Source organism: Bacteroides acidifaciens (genome assembly GCF_024623065.1).
In the GTDB taxonomy this organism is placed as follows: domain Bacteria; phylum Bacteroidota; class Bacteroidia; order Bacteroidales; family Bacteroidaceae; genus Bacteroides; species Bacteroides acidifaciens.
The window spans coordinates 1-18,587 of the sequence record NZ_JANJZR010000038.1; the positions used below are offsets into that span (position 1 = coordinate 1).

General features: G+C 46.2%; 11 protein-coding genes and 1 pseudogene. 6 read left to right on the forward strand and 6 right to left on the reverse strand.

All coding sequences use genetic code 11. From position 1 onward, the window contains the following. Positions 1-154: 154 nt before the first annotated feature. Entirely contained in the window at positions 155-2,602 is a 2,448-nt protein-coding gene (locus tag NSB03_RS12115) for a glycosyl hydrolase family 95 catalytic domain-containing protein (RefSeq protein WP_257466411.1), read from the reverse strand. 462 nt (positions 2,603-3,064) lie between these two features. On the opposite strand from NSB03_RS12115, the pseudogene NSB03_RS12120 reads away from it, so the two are divergent. Beyond that, positions 3,065-3,358: pseudogene (locus tag NSB03_RS12120) on the forward strand (acyltransferase family protein); the annotation flags it as partial. A gap of 83 nt (positions 3,359-3,441) precedes the next feature. Further along, complete coding sequence (locus NSB03_RS12125; protein ID WP_024987365.1) at positions 3,442-3,636, forward strand: helix-turn-helix domain-containing protein; 195 nt, start codon at positions 3,442-3,444, stop codon at positions 3,634-3,636. A gap of 73 nt (positions 3,637-3,709) precedes the next feature. Here the strand turns inward: NSB03_RS12125 and NSB03_RS12130 are convergent, their stop codons facing one another. Further along, entirely contained in the window at positions 3,710-5,389 is a 1,680-nt protein-coding gene (locus tag NSB03_RS12130) for a SulP family inorganic anion transporter (protein ID WP_024987366.1), read from the reverse strand. Positions 5,390-5,635: 246 nt separating this feature from the next. Between NSB03_RS12130 and rbr the strand changes: the two genes are divergently transcribed. Further along, positions 5,636-6,214: a rubrerythrin gene (gene rbr, locus NSB03_RS12135; protein ID WP_024987367.1), complete on the forward strand. Its 579-nt coding sequence runs from the start codon at positions 5,636-5,638 to the stop codon at positions 6,212-6,214. A gap of 70 nt (positions 6,215-6,284) precedes the next feature. Here the strand turns inward: rbr and nadB are convergent, their stop codons facing one another. Next, positions 6,285-7,856: an L-aspartate oxidase gene (gene nadB / locus NSB03_RS12140; protein ID WP_121766010.1), complete on the reverse strand. Its 1,572-nt coding sequence runs from the start codon at positions 7,854-7,856 to the stop codon at positions 6,285-6,287. A 105-nt stretch (positions 7,857-7,961) separates the two neighbouring features. Between nadB and NSB03_RS12145 the strand changes: the two genes are divergently transcribed. From NSB03_RS12145 to lpdA, 3 genes are all read left to right on the forward strand, one after another. Then, positions 7,962-8,381 carry a PH domain-containing protein gene (locus NSB03_RS12145; protein ID WP_024987368.1) on the forward strand — a complete coding sequence of 140 codons (420 nt, stop codon included), beginning with the start codon at positions 7,962-7,964 and terminating at the stop codon, positions 8,379-8,381. A gap of 134 nt (positions 8,382-8,515) precedes the next feature. Then, on the forward strand, positions 8,516-9,475 hold the full coding sequence (locus NSB03_RS12150) for an Rpn family recombination-promoting nuclease/putative transposase (protein WP_024987369.1): 960 nt from the start codon (positions 8,516-8,518) through the stop codon (positions 9,473-9,475). Between the two features lie 42 nt (positions 9,476-9,517). Continuing rightward, positions 9,518-10,861: a dihydrolipoyl dehydrogenase gene (lpdA, locus tag NSB03_RS12155; protein WP_024987370.1), complete on the forward strand. Its 1,344-nt coding sequence runs from the start codon at positions 9,518-9,520 to the stop codon at positions 10,859-10,861. Positions 10,862-11,031: 170 nt separating this feature from the next. Here lpdA and NSB03_RS12160 read toward each other — a convergent pair whose 3' ends face one another. From NSB03_RS12160 to NSB03_RS12170, 3 genes are read right to left on the reverse strand one after another with little or no spacing between them, the layout of a single operon-like run. Further along, entirely contained in the window at positions 11,032-13,599 is a 2,568-nt protein-coding gene (locus tag NSB03_RS12160; protein WP_024987371.1) for a TlpA family protein disulfide reductase, read from the reverse strand. Further along, a complete protein-coding gene (locus NSB03_RS12165; protein WP_024987372.1) occupies positions 13,599-15,074 on the reverse strand; it encodes a RagB/SusD family nutrient uptake outer membrane protein in 1,476 nt (491 codons plus the stop codon). The genes NSB03_RS12160 and NSB03_RS12165 overlap by 1 nt, the downstream gene beginning before the upstream one ends. 11 nt (positions 15,075-15,085) lie before the next feature. Next, complete coding sequence (locus tag NSB03_RS12170) at positions 15,086-18,568, reverse strand: SusC/RagA family TonB-linked outer membrane protein (protein WP_024987373.1); 3,483 nt, start codon at positions 18,566-18,568, stop codon at positions 15,086-15,088. Between the last annotated feature and the right edge of the window lie 19 nt (positions 18,569-18,587).

The following is an 18,587-nucleotide window of genomic DNA, read 5'->3' on the forward strand; positions in this document are numbered from 1 at the left end:
TCTCTACGACCTCAAATCCGCTGCAAGAATGCCATCCTACAGCGAAAATCAGAGTTCTCGGACGGTCTGGGGGGGGGAGAAGGGTATATCTTTCACGTTCATGTAATATCCCTTCTATACGGAGCTTGTTGATATAGTTGGTTGGCTTCCTTCTTTATAATACAGCCAATCTGTCCCCTTTTAAAGTGATTTCGTATTTTTTCCCTTTTACGGTCTTGAATTTGAGCGTCTTGTCTCCGTATCTTACGTTACAGGGGATTCCGGATTTGGATTGGATGATAGCTTTCTCCAGTTGCCCCTCTTTCCAGGAGATGGAAACCTCAAAATTCCCTTTGGCACAGATTCCGCTTATCGAGCCGTTTGCCCATGCGTCCGGCAAAGCAGGGAGTAATTGGATGAATCCCATATGGCTCTGCAATAACATCTCGGTTATTCCAGCCGTACCGCCGAAGTTCCCGTCAATCTGGAAAGGTGCGTGGGTGTCCCACAGGTTGTCCAGTGTACCGTTTTTCAGCAGGTTGCCGTATAGTTTATACGCATGGTTTCCGTCTTGCAGTCGTGCCCATTGGTTGAGCTTCCAGCCCATGCTCCAACCGGTGGCGCCGTCTCCGCGATGTTCCAGTACCACTCTGGCGGCTTGTGCAAGTTCGGGGGTAGTCACAGGAGAGATGGTATGTCCCGGATGCAATCCGAACAGGTGGTTGACGTGGCGGTGTTCATCTTTCGGGTCGTCTATGTCGGTAGACCATTCCAACAACTGACCGTAGCGTCCTATACGGTAAGGAACGAGTTTGGCCAATACGTTTTCCCATTGCTTGCGTTCTTTGGCGTCCGTCCCGAGCACCTTGCTTGCCTGGATGGCGTCCAGTAATATCTCTCGTACTACGGCATGCGCGAAGGTGACTCCCTCGTCCACCGGACCGTGTTCGGGAGAGGTGGAAGGAGCGGCGGTGTAAGTCCCGTCGGGCTTGTGCCACAGATGGTCAACGGCGAATTGGGCGCTGCTCTTGATAAGTTCGTATCCTATTTCTTTCAAAAACTTCTTGTCGCGGGTGTAGTCGTAGTATTCCCAGATATGCGTGGCAAGCCACGGGCCGGCGGTGGGATTGAGATTCCATGACATGTCTTTGTCGGAGAGAGGGGCGGTGAATCCGAAGATATTGGCGGAGATGGAAGCCGTCCATCCGCGAGCGTTGAAGTAGGCTTGCGCCGTTTTCTCGCCGGGTTTCACCAAACCGCGTATGAAGTCTATCAAAGGCCATGCACATTCGGAAAGGTTGGTGGGGCAGGCAGGCCAGTAGTTCATTTGGACGTTGATATTGTTGTGATAATCTACCCGCCACGGGCCGTCGAGGTTGTTGTGCCACATGCCTTGCAGATTGGCAGGCATATTGCCGGGACGCGAACTGGCGATGAGCAGGTAGCGGCCGAACTGGTAGTAGAGTTGTTCGAGATGATAGTCCGGCACGCCTTTCTTGTAATTAGCCAGGCGTTGGTAGGTGGGAAGGTTCGGCGCGGCGGCTTCGGGATTGATGCTGAACCGCACACGGTTGAACAGTGCGGTGTAATCGGCTTCGTGGTTCCGGTAAAGTTCGTCATATCCTTTTCTTAGGGCATTCTCCATCATAGCAAGCGTAGTTTGTTCCGGGTCATTGCCTACGTAGGTTTTGGGGTCTTTGAAATCCGGGTTGAAGTTCATCTTATAGTCGGTGTCTGCCGTGAGCAGGAATACCACTTCATCGGCATCTTCTACGATAATCCTGCCGTTTTCGGTTTTCAGCGTACCCCCTTTACGGATGGTTTTGATTCGGAAAGCAAACTTCATCCCGTTGTTGTCGAGCACTCCGGTATAGACCAATCCGTCATTTCCGTCGGCTTGCATACTGCTTTTGGCTGCGCTGTTGGGGCAGTAGCTTAGCGTGAGGTTCTGTTTTCCTCTTTTGTCGGCGGTGAATTTCATCACCATCACGCTGTCGGGATATGAAATGAAGTATTTCCGTTGATAGCGTGTGCCGTCTTTGTCGAATTGCACTACCGCCATCGCTGAGTCGAGCGACAGGATGCGGCGGTAGTTGCTCATGTTGATTTCGCTGAGTCCGGTTTCTATGTAAAGCTCGCCCATCGTGGTGAATGAGCCGAAGCGGAACGGGGTTTCGGCGCTTTCTTCGTAGGGGGCGAGTCCGTTGAAATTCTCTTGGGTGAGGAAGGCGGCTTTCTTTCGGTCGCCGTCCAGAAAGGCTTGGCGGATGTCTTTCAATATGGGGGCCGATTGCTTGTTTACGTTCCAGTAATAATCGGCGCCTTTGGCGGTGTTCGGTCCTCCTTTCCAGAGCGTTTTTTCGTTGAGGGTGATTCGTTCGGCGGATATGGAGCCCATAATGTTTGCTCCCAGACTGCCGTTTCCGATGGGCAACGAGCGGCTTTCCCAAGCCTTGTCCGGATTCGCTCCTGTGCCGGAAGCGCGGAGCCAGACGGCTCGCCCGTCGAGGCTGTTGGGGGTGTCGAACCATACGGCAAGACCTTGAGTGTAATCCACTGTTTCAAGTGAAAATGCGGAGAGTGAAAAGAGTGCGCAAAGAGTGAGTAAGCGGAGTTTTTTCATAATATGTGTGTTGTTTAAAGGAATGTGATGCGCAAAGGTATTTGTTTTTGCGGATTTCAACGAAGAAAATGCTTTTAATTTTCACCAATGGGCTTTTAAAAATCGCTGGAAGTACCGGTTCTTTCTTTCCCTATAAAGAAGTGAAAAACATCTTTCACCAATCTTTCATCTTTTACCAATCTTTCATCTTTCACCCACTCCTGGCTATAAATCTCTTATCTCCTAATTGCCAGGATATTACTGTTCGATATGTAGGGTATTAACAGTTAATGTCTTAGGGTATTAATAGTTATCGTCTCAGGTATTAATACCCTACATCTCAGCTATTAATAGTTAAGACCTCCGATATTAATGCCTGAAGAATGATGTAGTAATACTTAATAAATCAATCACATGGAATCGTTCCTTTAAAGGCATGTAAATGTTGGTTTTCTGGCCTGCTGCTACTTTGCCAGTCAACGAAAATTCCGGGATGGTGTTTTCTGGAATGAGGACGGAACCTGGAGCTTCTCGCCATCCTACAATTATACGTGGATATGGAGCAGCCTGACATTCGGAGTGACCGTGATGCCCAGAGCGTTTACCGGAAAGATAATGAAAGAGGGTAAGGCAAACCGGAAAAGGGTGGTGTAGACGTTGTTGGTTGCCGACTTGGCTCTTGTGGGCTTGGCGTTGCTATGGAGTTTGCAGATGCCTGTTATCAAACGTATCTGGACAGGCAGCATGACCCTGCTTTCCGGCGGCTATTGTTTCCTCTTCTGCTAAGGGCGATGTATAAGTGCGGATTATTTTTAAAGGTGTGACGACTTAACGAGTAAATTCACTATATATGGTGAATTATGGATTTAATAGAGATAGGAGAACATATTCGTGAAAGACGCAAGGAGTTGGGATTAGACCAAGCTACGCTGGCCACTCTTGCAGGAATAGGGATTAATGCCCTTGTCCGTTTGGAACGCGGGAGCGGTAATCCGCGCTTTGATGTTCTCTTTAATGTTCTTAAAACTTTAGGTCTTACTATTTATATTCAATAATAAGTATATCTGTGGGGGAATACAACTCCCCCACGCCGGCCATATACATCCCTTAATAAGCTAACCAACAGCCTTATCCTATCATATCCTCCGCCCTCTTGAGAGCTACATTAATGTTCGGACAGATATTATCTTTTCCCAACAATTCATAGAAACCGGATTTCTCCAATACCTGGTGTACCTTGTCGTTTACTCCGGAAAGGATGACGGTAGTCTTTTCTTTCTGCGACATTTCACAGAGTACGGTCAAGTTATGGATACCCGTAGAGTCAATGAACGGGACTTTCCGCATACGGATGATACGTACCTTCGGGCGCTCACCCAGTTGTGCCATAGTTTCTTCAAACTTGGTAGCGATACCGAAGAAATAAGGACCGTTGATTTCGTACACCTCTACTCCTTTAGGGATGATAAGATTTTCTTCGTGTACGGCAATGTCTGATTCCTTGTTCGGGTCAATCTCGTCGGTAATTACCGAAATTTCGGTAGTTTCCATTACACGTTTCATAAAGAGCACGCAGGCAATGACTAATCCTACCTCAATGGCAACGGTCAAATCGAAGATAACCGTAAGGAAGAAGGTGATAAGCAGGACAGTGACGTCTGATTTCGGGTTTTTCAATAAAGCCTTGAATACACGCCAGCCGCTCATATTATAAGAGACAATGACCAGTACTCCGGCAAGACATGCCATCGGGATATATTGTGCCAACGGCATCAGGAAAAGCAGAATCAAGAGCAATACTACTGCATGGATAATTCCGGCTATCGGTGTCTTGCCGCCGTTGTTGATATTCGTCATGGTGCGGGCGATGGCTCCGGTAGCGGGGATACCGCCGAACAGGGGCGCTACGATATTGGCCGCACCTTGTGCGATAAGTTCCGTATTGGAGTCGTGGCGGTCGCCAATCACACCGTCGGCTACGGTGGCAGACAGTAATGATTCGATAGCGCCCAATACGGCAATAGTGATAGCTACCGGAAACAACTCCCTGATAGCTTCCCAATCCAAAGCAGGCACGACAGCATCGGGCAGTTCGGATTTGATAGTGAAACGGTCACCTATCGTCTGTATGCAGTCGATTCCACCGAAAGTCTTCATCAGATAAACGGCAGCGGTGACAACGACAATCGCTATCAATGAGCCGGGAATTTTCTTTGAAAACTTCGGGGTAATGGCGATGATAATAATGCTGACAATACTTACAATGGTGTTCCACCAGTTGATGGTGTCGAAATGACGGAAATAAATCATCCACTTCCCGACAAAATCTCCCGGCACTTTCTCGTCCCCGAAGGACAAACCGAAAATGTCGGCAATCTGGGTAGTGAAAATGGTGACGGCGATACCGCTGGTGAATCCGACAATGATAGGATAAGGGATGAACTTGATGACTGCTCCGAGTTTGAATACTCCTAGTAATACAAGAAGGACACCTGCCATAAGCGTGGCTACAATCAGTCCGGCTTCGCCATACTGCTGGATAATGCCATAGATGATGACGATGAATGCTCCGGTCGGTCCGCCAATCTGGACTTTGCTTCCCCCCATCAGGGAGATGATAAATCCGGCAATGATAGCGGTGATAATACCTTTTTCGGGCGATACTCCCGAAGCGATACCGAAGGCGATAGCCAATGGAAGTGCCACGATACCTACGATGATACCGGCCATCAGGTCCGCGATAAACGTTTCTTTCGAGTAATTCTTCAGACAAGAAAACAGTTTGGGTTTAAATTCAAATAGCTTCATTTTTATGAGTTGTTATACGTGTTATCCATCCTTTTTGTAAAGTAGAGGTTGCAAAATTATATAAAATAATCGAAATAAGTATGTTATCCGGCATATTATTTATCTGTTGATGGATTTCATCAATGATCCGATAGTTTTTATTCATAAAGAAAACGTGGTTTATTGCGAACAATTCGTTCATATTTGCGTTATGAATAGTATGATAAGTTACGTTTTGTATCACCAATTTTAAAAAATATATAGATTATGGCTAAGAGCATTAAAGGGACTCAGACAGAGAAGAATCTGTTGACTTCATTTGCAGGAGAATCACAGGCGAGAATGCGTTACACTTATTTCGCAAGTGTGGCTAAGAAAGAAGGTTACGAACAGATTTCGGCAATTTTCACCGAAACGGCCGACCAGGAAAAAGAACATGCAAAACGTATGTTCAAATTCCTCGAAGGTGGTATGGTGGAAATTACTGCCAGCTATCCGGCTGGAGTAATCGGCACTACACTCGAAAACCTTCGCGCTGCTGCTGCCGGCGAACACGAAGAATGGTCACTGGATTACCCTCACTTTGCAGATGTGGCGGAACAGGAAGGATTTCCGGCGATTGCTGCTATGTACCGCAATATCTCCATCGCTGAAAAAGGTCACGAAGAAAGATATCTGGCTTTCTTGAACAACATCGAAAATATGACAGTATTCGCTAAGGAAGGCGAAGTGGTATGGCAATGCCGTAACTGCGGTTACATCGAAATCGGCAAGGAAGCTCCTGAAGTTTGTCCGGCATGTCTGCATCCGCAAGCATACTTCGAGGTGAAGAAAGAAAACTACTAATCCACGTTCGCGGATTAGCCGGATAAAGAAAATGCCGCTCGCAATCATTTGCAAGCGGCATTTTCCATACTTATTTCTTTGCGTGCGGATAATCTATCGTGTAATGCAGTCCGCGGCTCTCCTTGCGTTCCATAGCCTGGCGCATAATCAGATAGCCGACATTCACCATATTACGTAATTCGCAAATCTCTCTGGAAGCGACACTGCGTTTGAACAGGCTTTCAGTCTCCTCGTAGATAATATCCAGTCTGTCCCATGCACGTTTCAGGCGAAGGTCGCTGCGGACAATACCCACGTAAGTACTCATAATCTGATTTACTTCCTTTATGCTTTGAGTGATGAGTACCATTTCTTCCGGCGAACGGGTTCCTTCGTCATTCCATTCGGGGATGTCTTCGTTGTAAGTATACCGGTCAATGGCTTGGAGACTGTGTTTGGCGGCTGCGTCAGCATATACTACGGCTTCAATCAAGGAGTTTGAAGCCAGACGGTTACCGCCGTGCAGTCCCGTGCAAGAGCACTCTCCTACTGCATACAGACGTTCGATAGAAGACTGTCCGTTCAAGTCTACGAGGATACCGCCACAAAGATAGTGGGCAGCCGGAGCCACAGGGATATAATCTTTGGTGATGTCGATGCCCAGGCTCAGGCATTTTTCGTAGATATTGGGGAAGTGTTTCTTTGTTTCTTCCGGGTCTTTGTGGGTCACGTCCAGATAAACATGGTCGTCTCCGCGATTCTTCATCTCGTTGTCGATGGCACGCGCTACAATGTCACGCGGAGCAAGCGAAAGACGCGGGTCATATTTCTGCATGAATTCCTTGCCGTCCATGGTGCGGAGAACACCGCCATAGCCGCGCATTGCTTCCGTAATCAGGAAAGAAGGGCGGTCGCCCGGATGATAGAGGGCGGTAGGGTGGAATTGTACGAATTCCATATCTTTCACCGTACCTTTGGCACGGTAAACCATGGCGATACCGTCTCCGGTAGCCACCAACGGATTGGTGGTGGTCTTGTAGACGGCTCCTACTCCACCGGTAGCCATCAGAGTCACTTTGGCAAGGTAAGTATCTACTTTTCCGGTCTTCGGGTCGAGGATATAAGCGCCGTAACATTTGATATCCGGTGTCTGGCGGGTAACGGTCACTCCCAGATGATGCTGTGTCAGGATTTCAATGGCAAACTGGTGTTCGATGACCGTGATGTTCGGATGCCGCTGCACGGCTTTAATCAGGCTGTCCTGTATTTCCGCTCCCGTATTATCTTTGTGGTGAAGGATACGGAATTCCGAGTGTCCCCCTTCGCGATGCAAGTCAAATTCACCCTTTTCGTTTTTGTCGAAGTCTACTCCCCACTTTATCAGTTCTTCGATCTGTGCAGGAGCTTCACGCACCACTTTCTCCACTGCGGCACGGTCGCTAATCCAGTCGCCGGCGTTCATGGTGTCTTCAATGTGCTTGTCGAAATTGTCTACCACCAGGTTGGTCACAGACGCTACCCCGCCTTGCGCGAAGTACGTATTGGCTTCTTCCAGCCCGCTTTTACAGATAAGAGCAACTTTACCTTTGTGCGCCACTTTCAGCGCAAAACTCATGCCGGCAATTCCGGAGCCGATAACGAGGAAATCGAATTTTCTTACCATAATTTTGTTATTTCTCACCGCAAAGCTACAAAATAAGTCACTTCGTTGTACTTTTCGTTGTCATTAATTCGTAAAATTGCTACCTTGCGGGCAAAATCAGACAAGATGAATCGAATTTTTCATGCACGCATCGCGTGGTATCATTATTTTCTGCTGGCAGTGCTTACGGTGAATGCCGTGGGGGCTTTGTGGACGAAGGCGGCTTTGCTGGGTGTGTTGTTTATGCTTCTGCTTATTGTAGTCATCGAGTGGGTGATACATACCACATATACGCTGACTGCGGACGGGATGCTGGTAGTGAACAGGGGGCGGTTCGGCCGCAAGCGGCAGATTCCTTTGCCGGAGATTACCTCCGTGCAGCAATGCGCTTCGATGCGTTTCGGACGGTTCGCGCTCACCCGTTATGTGCTGATAGGATACGGCAAAGGGAAGTACGAAGCAGTGATGCCCGTCAAGGAGCGTGAGTTTATGCAACTGCTCGAAGCCCGTCTCTCCGGTTTGTCGTCCGGCGGCGTTCGTCCCTGAACGCTGGTATATACATTCCGGGTTCATCCGTAGGCAAGGGAGAATGAAAACCGAAGAAAAGTTATGCCGGATGATTGCAATGCGGAAAAGAACCCGCTACTTTTGTCAATAATCAATATATATATAGATAAGTTATGGAAGATTTGCAGGACAGATACATTCGTTTCGACTGGGCCATCAAGCGCCTGTTGCGACAGAAGGCGAATTTCGATGTGCTTGAAGGATTTCTCACCGTCCTGATAGGCGAGAAGATAGAGATCATGGAGATTCTCGAAAGTGAGGGAAACCAGCAAAGTGCTGACGATAAGTTTAACCGGGTAGACATCAAGGCACGCAACAGTAAAGACGAAATTATCATCATCGAAATACAGAATACCCGTGAGTTGTATTATCTGGAGCGTATCTTGTATGGTGTGGCAAAAGCCATTACCGAACATATCTCTTTGGGTGATCCTTATCACAAAGTGAAAAAAGTATATTCCATCAGCATTCTTTATTTCGACATCGGCAAGGGGACGGATTATCTATACCACGGTCAGAACCAGTTTGTAGGTGTCCACACAAAAGACTATTTGCAGGTGAATGTGAGGGAACGCGACGCTATTGTCACCCGTATGCCTTGCGAGATATTTCCCGAATATATTTTAATTCGCGTGAATGAGTTCGACAAAGTGGCGGTCACCCCTTTGGAAGAATGGATAAAATACTTGAAAGACGGTACCATACGACCGGATACCACCACTCCCGGATTGAGCGAAGCACGCGAAAAGCTGAAATACTTCTCCATGTCTTCCCAAGAACGGCAAGCGTATGACGAACATATCAGTGCCATGAAGATACAGAATGATGTATTGGATTCAGCTAAATTGGAAGGTCGTTTGGAAGGTCGTTTGGAAGGCAGATTGGAAGGCAGGGAAGAAGGCAGATTGGAAGGCAGGGAAGAAGGCAGATTGGAAGGCAGATTAGAAGGCAGGGAAGAAGGTCGTTTGGAAGAAAAACGACTTATGGTCTGTGGTTTGAAGGAGCAGGGCGTTTCCGTTGAAATCATTAGCCAGGTGTCCGGTCTTAGCATGGAAGAAGTGTTGAAGATGTAGTTCTTTTTATTGAATTAACCAACTTATTTAAGCAGAGATACTATGAAATATCAAGTGATTATTATCGGTGGCGGTCCTGCCGGATATACGGCTGCCGAAGTTGCCGGCAAAGCCGGTTTGAGCGTATTGCTTATCGAAAAGAACAATCTGGGCGGTGTCTGCCTGAACGAAGGGTGCATCCCGACCAAAACCCTGCTCTATTCGGCAAAAACTTATGATAGTGCGAAGCATGCGTCGAAGTATGCGGTAAATGTATCTGAAGTCTCTTTCGACCTGCCCAGGATTATCGCCCGCAAGAGCAAGGTAGTGCGTAAACTGGTATTGGGAGTGAAAGCAAAACTGACCTCAAACAACGTTACGATACTATCGGGAGAAGCGCAAATCATAGATAAAAATACAGTCCGCTGCGGTGAAGAAACTTACGAAGGCGAGAATCTGATACTTTGCACCGGTTCGGAAACCTTTATTCCCCCTATTCCGGGTGTGGAAACGGTGAACTACTGGACGCATCGGGATGCATTGGACAATAAAGAACTGCCAGCTTCCCTGGCTATCGTCGGTGGTGGAGTGATAGGAATGGAATTCGCTTCTTTCTTCAATAGCCTGGGAGTACAAGTGACGGTAGTCGAGATGCTGGATGAGATTCTCGGTGGAATGGATAAGGAACTTTCCGCTTTGCTGCGTGCGGAATATGCGAAGCGGGGCGTTAAGTTCCTGCTTAGTACGAAAGTTGTCGGTCTGTCGCAGACGGAAGAAGGCGCTGTCGTTTCTTATGAGAACGCAGAAGGAAGTGGCAGCGTGGTAGCGGAGAAGCTGCTGATGAGTGTCGGTCGTCGTCCGGTAACGAAAGGTTTCGGACTCGAAAACCTGAATTTGGAGAAGACAGAGCGTGGTGCTGTCAAGGTGAATGAGAAGATGCGGACTTCCGTATCCGGCGTCTATGTCTGCGGTGACCTCACCGGGTTCTCTTTACTGGCTCACACAGCCGTTCGTGAAGCGGAAGTGGCGGTACATTCCATTTTGGGAAAAGAAGACGCAATGAGTTATCGTGCCATTCCGGGCGTTGTCTATACCAATCCGGAGATTGCCGGAGTGGGCGAAACGGAAGAGTCGGCCTCAGCCAAAGGCATAACGTATCAGGTTGTAAAGCTCCCGATGGCTTATTCCGGTCGTTTTGTGGCAGAAAACGAGGGAGTGAACGGAGTCTGCAAAGTATTGCTGGATGAACAGGAACGGGTGATTGGAGCGCACGTGTTGGGCAATCCGGCTTCGGAGATTGTTACGCTCGCAGGAACTGCCATTGAACTCGGATTGACTGCGGCGCAATGGAAGAGGATTGTTTTCCCTCATCCTACGGTGGGTGAGATATTCCGGGAAGCGTTGTAGAGCGGAAGAATGATAACAAAGTTATTTTGAGTGCGGCTATTAGCCTATTTGGATATATGACAAAGGACTGTCCTTTTTTTGGGGGGGACAGTCCTTTGTCATCATGATTATTTGATTCCTGGATTGACAAATGACAATATGCAGACAATACAGATATGTGAAAATAAATGCTATAGCAATGCTTTTATCATTGCCGAGAGCTCTTCCACCGTCTCCTCATTGGAACCGGAGAAGCCGACAGGTTTAAACCGGATATTTCCTTCCTTGTCTATAATGAACTTAGCCGGAATCCCTTTGGCCTTGTAGCTCTCTATAATAGGAAATTTATTCGTGTTCGGGTCTTTTACGTCAAATACTACATTAAAAGTATATCCTTTATCATTCATATATTTACGTACGGTTTCCTGAGGATTCTTTTTACTTTCGAGCGTATTGATGAAAAGAAATGCCACCTCTTTATTGTTTGCAAAACGGTTGATTGTTTCCTGCATGGCGGGGAAAGATGCTTTGCAGGGACCGCACCATGTAGCCCAAAAGTCAAGCACTACTACTTTCCCTTTCAGGCTTGCCAGTGAAACTTCCTTTCCGTCCATGTTGTGAAGCGTAAAGAGTGGAGCAGGTTCATTCACCATATTCTGTGCAAGCTTTTCCTGTAAAGTATTGTGGAATTCCGATTTCAATTCATCCAAATATTGCTCGAATCCTTTTTCTTTACCGTTTTTCCGGGTATATGCTTGTTTCAGCCAAGCTATTTGCTGCGGAGTAGCTTTTCCTATGCGGACAAAGTTTTCCAGTATAGGGGTTGCTTCACTGAATTTCTTTTCAAAGACGAGCGTTGTGACGTAGCAATCATTGATAGAATAATTCTGCTTATTACTGGATTCGTATATTTGTTTGGCATAAGGAACTGCTTCTTGTATGCGGTTGTCTTTTACCAATGCTTCTACATAAGCAGTGAGAATTTGATTGAGTTTGTGCTTCTCCTCTTTGGGAAGCGTATCTTCATCTTTTCCTTCGGTGGTCATCTTGATGGCTCTATGCAGTAATTCTGCTGCCATTTCAAAGCTGCCATTCTCCAAGCGATTGAATCCGGAGATAGCCAATACATCACGTTTGAATGGCGAATCCGGAATATTAGCCATATAGCCTTCGGCTTTTTCCCGGTTACCTTCCGCATAAAATGCCTCTATGGTAAATGACATCATCATATTCACCATCGGGTAAGCAAAGTCCGCTTTTTCTTTCTTCACTTGTGCCACGAACTTCTTCAGCATTTCTTCTTTTTGCGCTGCGGTATCAGCGTTCCTTAATGCCATCATAGCGGCTGTCGCTTTTTCTTTTGTCAGTGTGCCGGATTCCTCTTTATTCAATAATCTCAGTAGTTGCTGATATAACTTGGGATCTGAAGGACGTTTGGCGAAAGCATCCACAATCTTTCCCTGTTGGTCGATAATGACGATGCGGGGAACGGAACGGATTCCGTAGTGTTTCGCTACTTCCGACTTGAACCCGTTGGGTACGTTGAGTTGCAAAGTCGCTCCGTTTTTGTCTTTCACAAGTTCTTTCCACGCTTTGAGCAACTGTTCTCCGGTGTCGAGTGACAAAGTGAAGAATTGAATGTTTTCTCCTTTCATCTTTTCCGCCAGTTTCTCCATATAGGGCATTTCAGCTTTGCAAGGGATGCAACCGCTGAACCAAAAATCGAGTACTAGCACTTTTCCTGCGTAGTCGGCGGAAGAGTAAGCTTTTCCATCAATATCATTGGCTGTAAATACAGGTGCCGTATTTCCACGGGTGATGTTGCTGTATCGTGCTTTTATTCCGTCGTATTGTTTTTCCAGTTGGGCTAATTCCCGAAGGAATGTTTCGCTATGCGTAGGTACAGATGCTTTTGCGATAGACAGATATGTCGGAAAATCATCGGAATAACCTGCTTTCAAGATTTGTTTCAGATAACGTATCAGGAAAGCGGATTTCACTTCATTATTGGATATTCTTGCAGTATATTGAGCGAGAAAGTTTGTCGGGTCGGGCTGCCATTCGCCATTCTTCTCTAATATTTCCATTGACTCACGCATCACAGTAAACCATTTGGGATAATATAGCAGTGCAGCATCCTCATACCGGTTTTTTCTTACGTCATCATAATAATTTGTTGGTAAATCCACTTTCATGAACATATTCCTTCGCATCAGCCTCGGACCGTTCAGCAGTTGATTGAGAAACGTATATTGATAGTAGCATTCGTGTATGTGCTTGAATTCATCAGGCAAATTCGATGCTTTTAGTGCATCTATTGACTCTGCCAGCATTTTATGTTGGAATTCCAGCCATTCGTTGGAATATGTAGCTATACTATCAGGGCTTTTGAATATGGAAGAATGCTGTTGAATAAATTGATTGATTGCCGCATTGTCTCCTTCAAAAGATATTTTCCCGTTTTTCTCTTCGATACGGCTTGTTGAACCGGGAGTGACGAATACGGTCGAAATATTGCTGTTGGAGCCCATATAATAGTAATAGGCGGGTTTCTCCAGTTGCAGAGCTATCGTCTCTCCCGGCTTCACTTCCTGATAACCATAGATAGTGTCACTTTCGCTCTGGAAATAGATTTTCTTTCCGTTAGTTTCTGCTTTGAAAGTGATATGCGCTGCTTTGCTGTCGGAAGATAAAGCGAACCCCTCTGTATATGTGAACATACAGAGAAGTGTTGCTATAAATAAAGTGAATGTTTTCATTATTTGCTGTTTTGTATTAAGTTACTGTTTTGCATGGCAGATACAGGGAACGGGAATGTCAACAGGTGTGAATCTGGTTTGAGAGTATATGTCTTTCCATCAACCTCCCGTGTCAATGTCTCGTTGAATTCCGTGCAGAAACGGCGCATATCAAAGAAACCGTTACTGGTGAATAATAGTTCGCGTTTACGCTCTTCACGGACAATTCTCATTGCATCGGCAGCATCAGTAGCGGTGAAATCGGTATAATATTTGGTGATAATCCGATTCTTGCGTACGTCGTTTACGTATTTCATGGCGTTCTCCTTGTCACTTTTGCGGGCATAACATTCTGCCGCCATCAGATATACTTCGGAAAGTTTGATTCCGGCAGGATTCCATTGGTAGGATCCGCCTAAACTTAACATAATACTTCCGGGTTCAGCAGTAGGCCTGGTAGGGGTTGCTCCTAGATTGAAGGTATATCGTAAGTCGCTCTTTGGTGTATATAAGTCCATGACCGGCTTGCGTACCATACTGGGAGAAGGGTCAAACTGTGTCATTCCATTTTGGGAAAGAAGATTTTCGGGATCTTCATATGGATGGGTGAAATACATTGCCGAGACGGACATACGGAACATGGAATACATAGGCATCCCATATTCTATTAAATCTTCCGACCATCCGAAAGTTTGTTTTATATAATTGACCGCTGCCTGATATTCCGTATTCATGTTCCACAATTTATGGCGTCCTTCCCCTTCCGCTTCCTTGATACAATCCAGTGAAGCTTGAAGTGCTTCGTTAAATTCCCTCTTGAAAAGATGTACTTTAGCTTTCAGGGCATAGCCGAAGGATTTGTTGGGGCGGAACGTGTTCATAGCTACGTGCGGAAGATCGGGCAAAGCCTCTTCAATATCGCGTTGAATCAGGGCATAAGCGTCAGCCACAGTAGATTGTACTCCTACTGCTTCCATATCAAAGTCTTCACGAAGGATGATTCCCCGGTCTTGGGCTGCTGTTTCCGGATTGTAAGGTTTGGCATAAGTATTGATGAGGTAAAAATAAGCATAAGCACGCATAATCTTCGCTTGTGCCATTCCGTAGCGTTTGTCGTCATCACTTCCTTCGGACTTGTTGATATTTTGGATAATGATATTGAAGTTTGATATCTTTCTATAACATATGGTGTACATATCGCTACTTCCGGTGGCTGTCATATAGGAAGCGCGGTCGAAATCTTCATTCCAGTAGAATGCAGCTGAATTGAGCGGAGAAGAATAATTCTCGAGTAGTTCCATGTTGTAAGAAGTGGCCTCTCCACATAGATACCATTCCGACTGAATGGGATATCCGTAGACGTCTTCGATTAATCCCAGATAGTCGTTGGTTTGGTTGAGCACGGACTCTCCTTTAGGGACGATGTCCAGATAGTTGTCACAGGCACTTAAGCTAAATGCTGCGGCTATGCAGCCTATAATAATATTTCGTTTCATACTGAGTCGTTTTAGAAGTTGATGTTGATACCTAATATGTAACTGGTTGCTTTTTCGTCACTCCGTGTACCGGAACTAGCATTGAAAGCTTCGGGGTCGATATCCCGTTTGTTGGCAGCCCAGTAACAAGGGTTGTTCACTTGAGCACGCAGGCTGATTCCCTTGAATCCCGCTTTACTTATCCATTCTTGGGGTAGCGTGTAGCTCACTCCGATATTACGTATCTTTATGAATGCGGCGCTTGCTGTATTATAGTCGGCATATTTCCAATGGTATTCACGGTCGGTGCTCAATCCGTAAACAGTCATTGAAGGGATATCCGTATTGGTATGTTCAGGGGTCCAGCGGTTGGCGATGTCTTCATGAATGGCACCTTTGTAAGTTTCTGAGCGAAGTCCGCTGTAAAGAGGAGTGGCATCTACCCGTAATGAATGTCCTGCATAGTAGACAATCTTGGTGAAGAAGTTGAGTTGCTTCCAGCGCAGGCTGATGTCAAGTGCCCCATTCCATTTCGGGTCGAGCTGTCCTACACATGTCAGGGCGTCAATTTCGTCCACTGGTTTCAGAGAAACTACGTTTCCTTCAGTGTCATATACAGAGGGATTTCCTTCGTCTGTCAGCCCAGCGTAGCGGTAGGCATAAAGCGAGTTGTAGGTATCGCCCTGAAGATAGAAACTACCCGGGTTGGTCAGCATGCTCTTTGCGGAGGTAGGGATATAACCTACTTTTTTTATCTTGTTACTGTTGTAGGCAGTGGTAAAGGTAGTATTGAACGACCAGTCCCGGCTATTAAGCCAATTATACGAAAGAGAAAGCTCTATACCTTTGTTCCGCATGGCTCCGTTGTTTACTCTTGCCGTTTGGAAACCTGTAGAGGGATCAAGATTGGTATTGGCAAGCAAGTCCGAACTATAACGCTGATAAAAGTCAAAGCTACCGCTCAATCTTCTGAGAAGAGAGAAGTCCAGTCCGATATTGAATGTTGAAGTCTTTTCCCAGCGGAGCAATTTATTGGGTGGCGAAATGATAGTCGTCAGGTTGGATTGGCTATAAGGAGAGACTGCGTAACTTCCTAACAAATAGGGTGATGTGTTTTGGTCTACATTACCTGTGATACCGTAGGTAGCGCGAAGTTTGAGCATGTCTACCCATGTGATGTCTTTCATGAACTCTTCATTAGAAATATTCCAACTGGCACCTACCGACCACAACGGGCGATAGCGGTATTTGGGATCGGTTCCGAAGAGGTCGGCCTGCTCAATGCGGACGCTACCATTGAGGGCATAGCGTGTATCGTATGAATAACCTGCATTGAAGTAAGCAGATACATAACGGTGATGTGAGTCGTTTACGAACAGTTGTTCTTGCTTTTGAAAAGGATTGCTGCTCAATTGCCCTATGACACCTTTGTTCAATGCCGCCCAGTCTACTTGTTTGTAGACCAGCTTTTGTTCGTCGTAGCCATATCGCTCGCCTATTGTCTTGCGATATTTGTCTTCACGGATTTCTCCACCTAGCAAGGCGGTAATCTCATGTTTGTCGTTGATAGTCGTTTGATAGTCGAATTGTGCGCGTAAGTTCATATATGACCAGCGTGCATGAGCCTCTTCCATTCTTCCGCCTTCGGGGATATAGTAGGTAAATCCGCCTTGCGGATTGGTGGCTGCGTGTCTGTTAATCATATTTCTCATATAATATGAGTCTTCCTCATCTTGGCGTTCAGTATTCTGATCCCGTTTCTCATATTGGAATTTCACACCGAAATTCAATCCTTTGAGCAGTTTGAAATCGGCATGTGTGAAGAGCTTCCAATAGAGGTCATCCGTATCTTGCATATTCTTGGTCGATTCTTCCACGGCGTTGTATCCCATAGGTTTCAGTCCTTCTGTCTGGTTCACTGTTTGGGAGTTGAAATAATTGTGCGGGTAGATATAAGCATAACTGCCGTCTTCGTTGTAGAGAGTTTCGTATGGCATAGCTACCGTTGTCCCTTGATATCCTGCTTGTGAATAGCTGGTGTTGCCGATACCCACATTTGTTCCTACGGTGAGTTTAAACCATTTGGTCAGGTCGAGTTCGTTTTTCATGTAGAAAGTGAACTTATCAAAACTGTTGTTCTTGTTGTAGGTACTTTCATTTTCGTAACGGGCAGAAAAGAAGAAGTTGGATTTGTCACCCGCTTTGGAAAGAGAGAGATTATAGTCCTGTACGAAGTTCATTTGTTGCAGTTCGTCACGATAAGCTTTTCTATAATCATTCTTCCGTAAGAGGTCGAGTGAGGCGTTCAATTGACTTTCTGTGATTTCTCCTTTGGCGAGACGGTAATAGAGACGGTCTACTGTTGATATGTAACTGGGGGCTTTTATATCGTTCAGCAAATCGAAATAATCTAACGGATTTTCTTGATAATTAGGATTATTGATCAGATAGTCTCTTTCGTAATCAATGATGTCACTGGTAGAAGCATAGTGGCAGTAGTCAAGTGATGGCAACGGATTCAGGTAGAAGTTGGCAGACACGTTGATGTTCGGTTTCTTGCCCGTTCCGCGTTTGGTTGTTACGACAATGACACCGTTCGAAGCGCGTACACCATATAGAGAGGTGGCAGCGGCATCTTTCAGTACGGTTATTGTTTCGATGTCTTCCGGATTCAGTTCGTTAATGCCTACTCCGGTGACAGGTTGTCCGTCCAGTACCAATAGCGGAGTGGTACCGATAGAGGTTGAGAATGTAGAAGTACCACGAATACTCATTTTTCCGTTGTAACTAGTTAGCCCGGGAGTGGCACCTTCCAGTTTGCTGCTCAAATCCGGTGCCTGGATTTTGTCAAGATAATTGCTCTTCACGATTGTGGCTGCTCCGGTTGCCCGTTCGCGTGAGATAGTCTGGAAACCGGTGACGATTACTGCATCCAGTTGTTTCACATCCTCCACCATGACTACTTGCAGCAGTTGTTCACCGCTGTAAACTACATCATGGGGCTTCATGCCTACAGAAGAAAAGTTCAGTACAGTTCCGTATGTCAGTGGTTTGGAGAACGTAAAGCGTCCGTCAATGTCTGTGATGGTTCCTTGGCTTTTATCTTGTGTGAAGATAGATACCCCCGGAAGAACGTTCCCGTCACTATCGGTGACACGTCCGTTTAGGGGTGTTTGGGCTATTGCTTTCTTGGGTATTGTAGTGATGACAATTGTTCTTCCCTTTATGGAATATTGTAGTCCGGTTCCTGTCAGGAGCGTTTTCATTACGTTGTCGATTTCAGCTTCCTGTAGAGATACAGACACATTGACTCCTTTCAATAGAGAGGCATTATAGAAAAACTGGTAGCCATATTGTTTACTCAGTTTCTCCAACACGTTTTCCAACGGTTTCTTACTTACCGTAACAGTGATCTTCTCCGGCTGGCTTGTTTGAGCATATGCCAACGGAGTGGTACAGGACAGGATGAGGGAAATTGCCAACATGAGTCCTTTGGAAATAAGCTTTTCTGTCATAACTATGTGAAATAATATT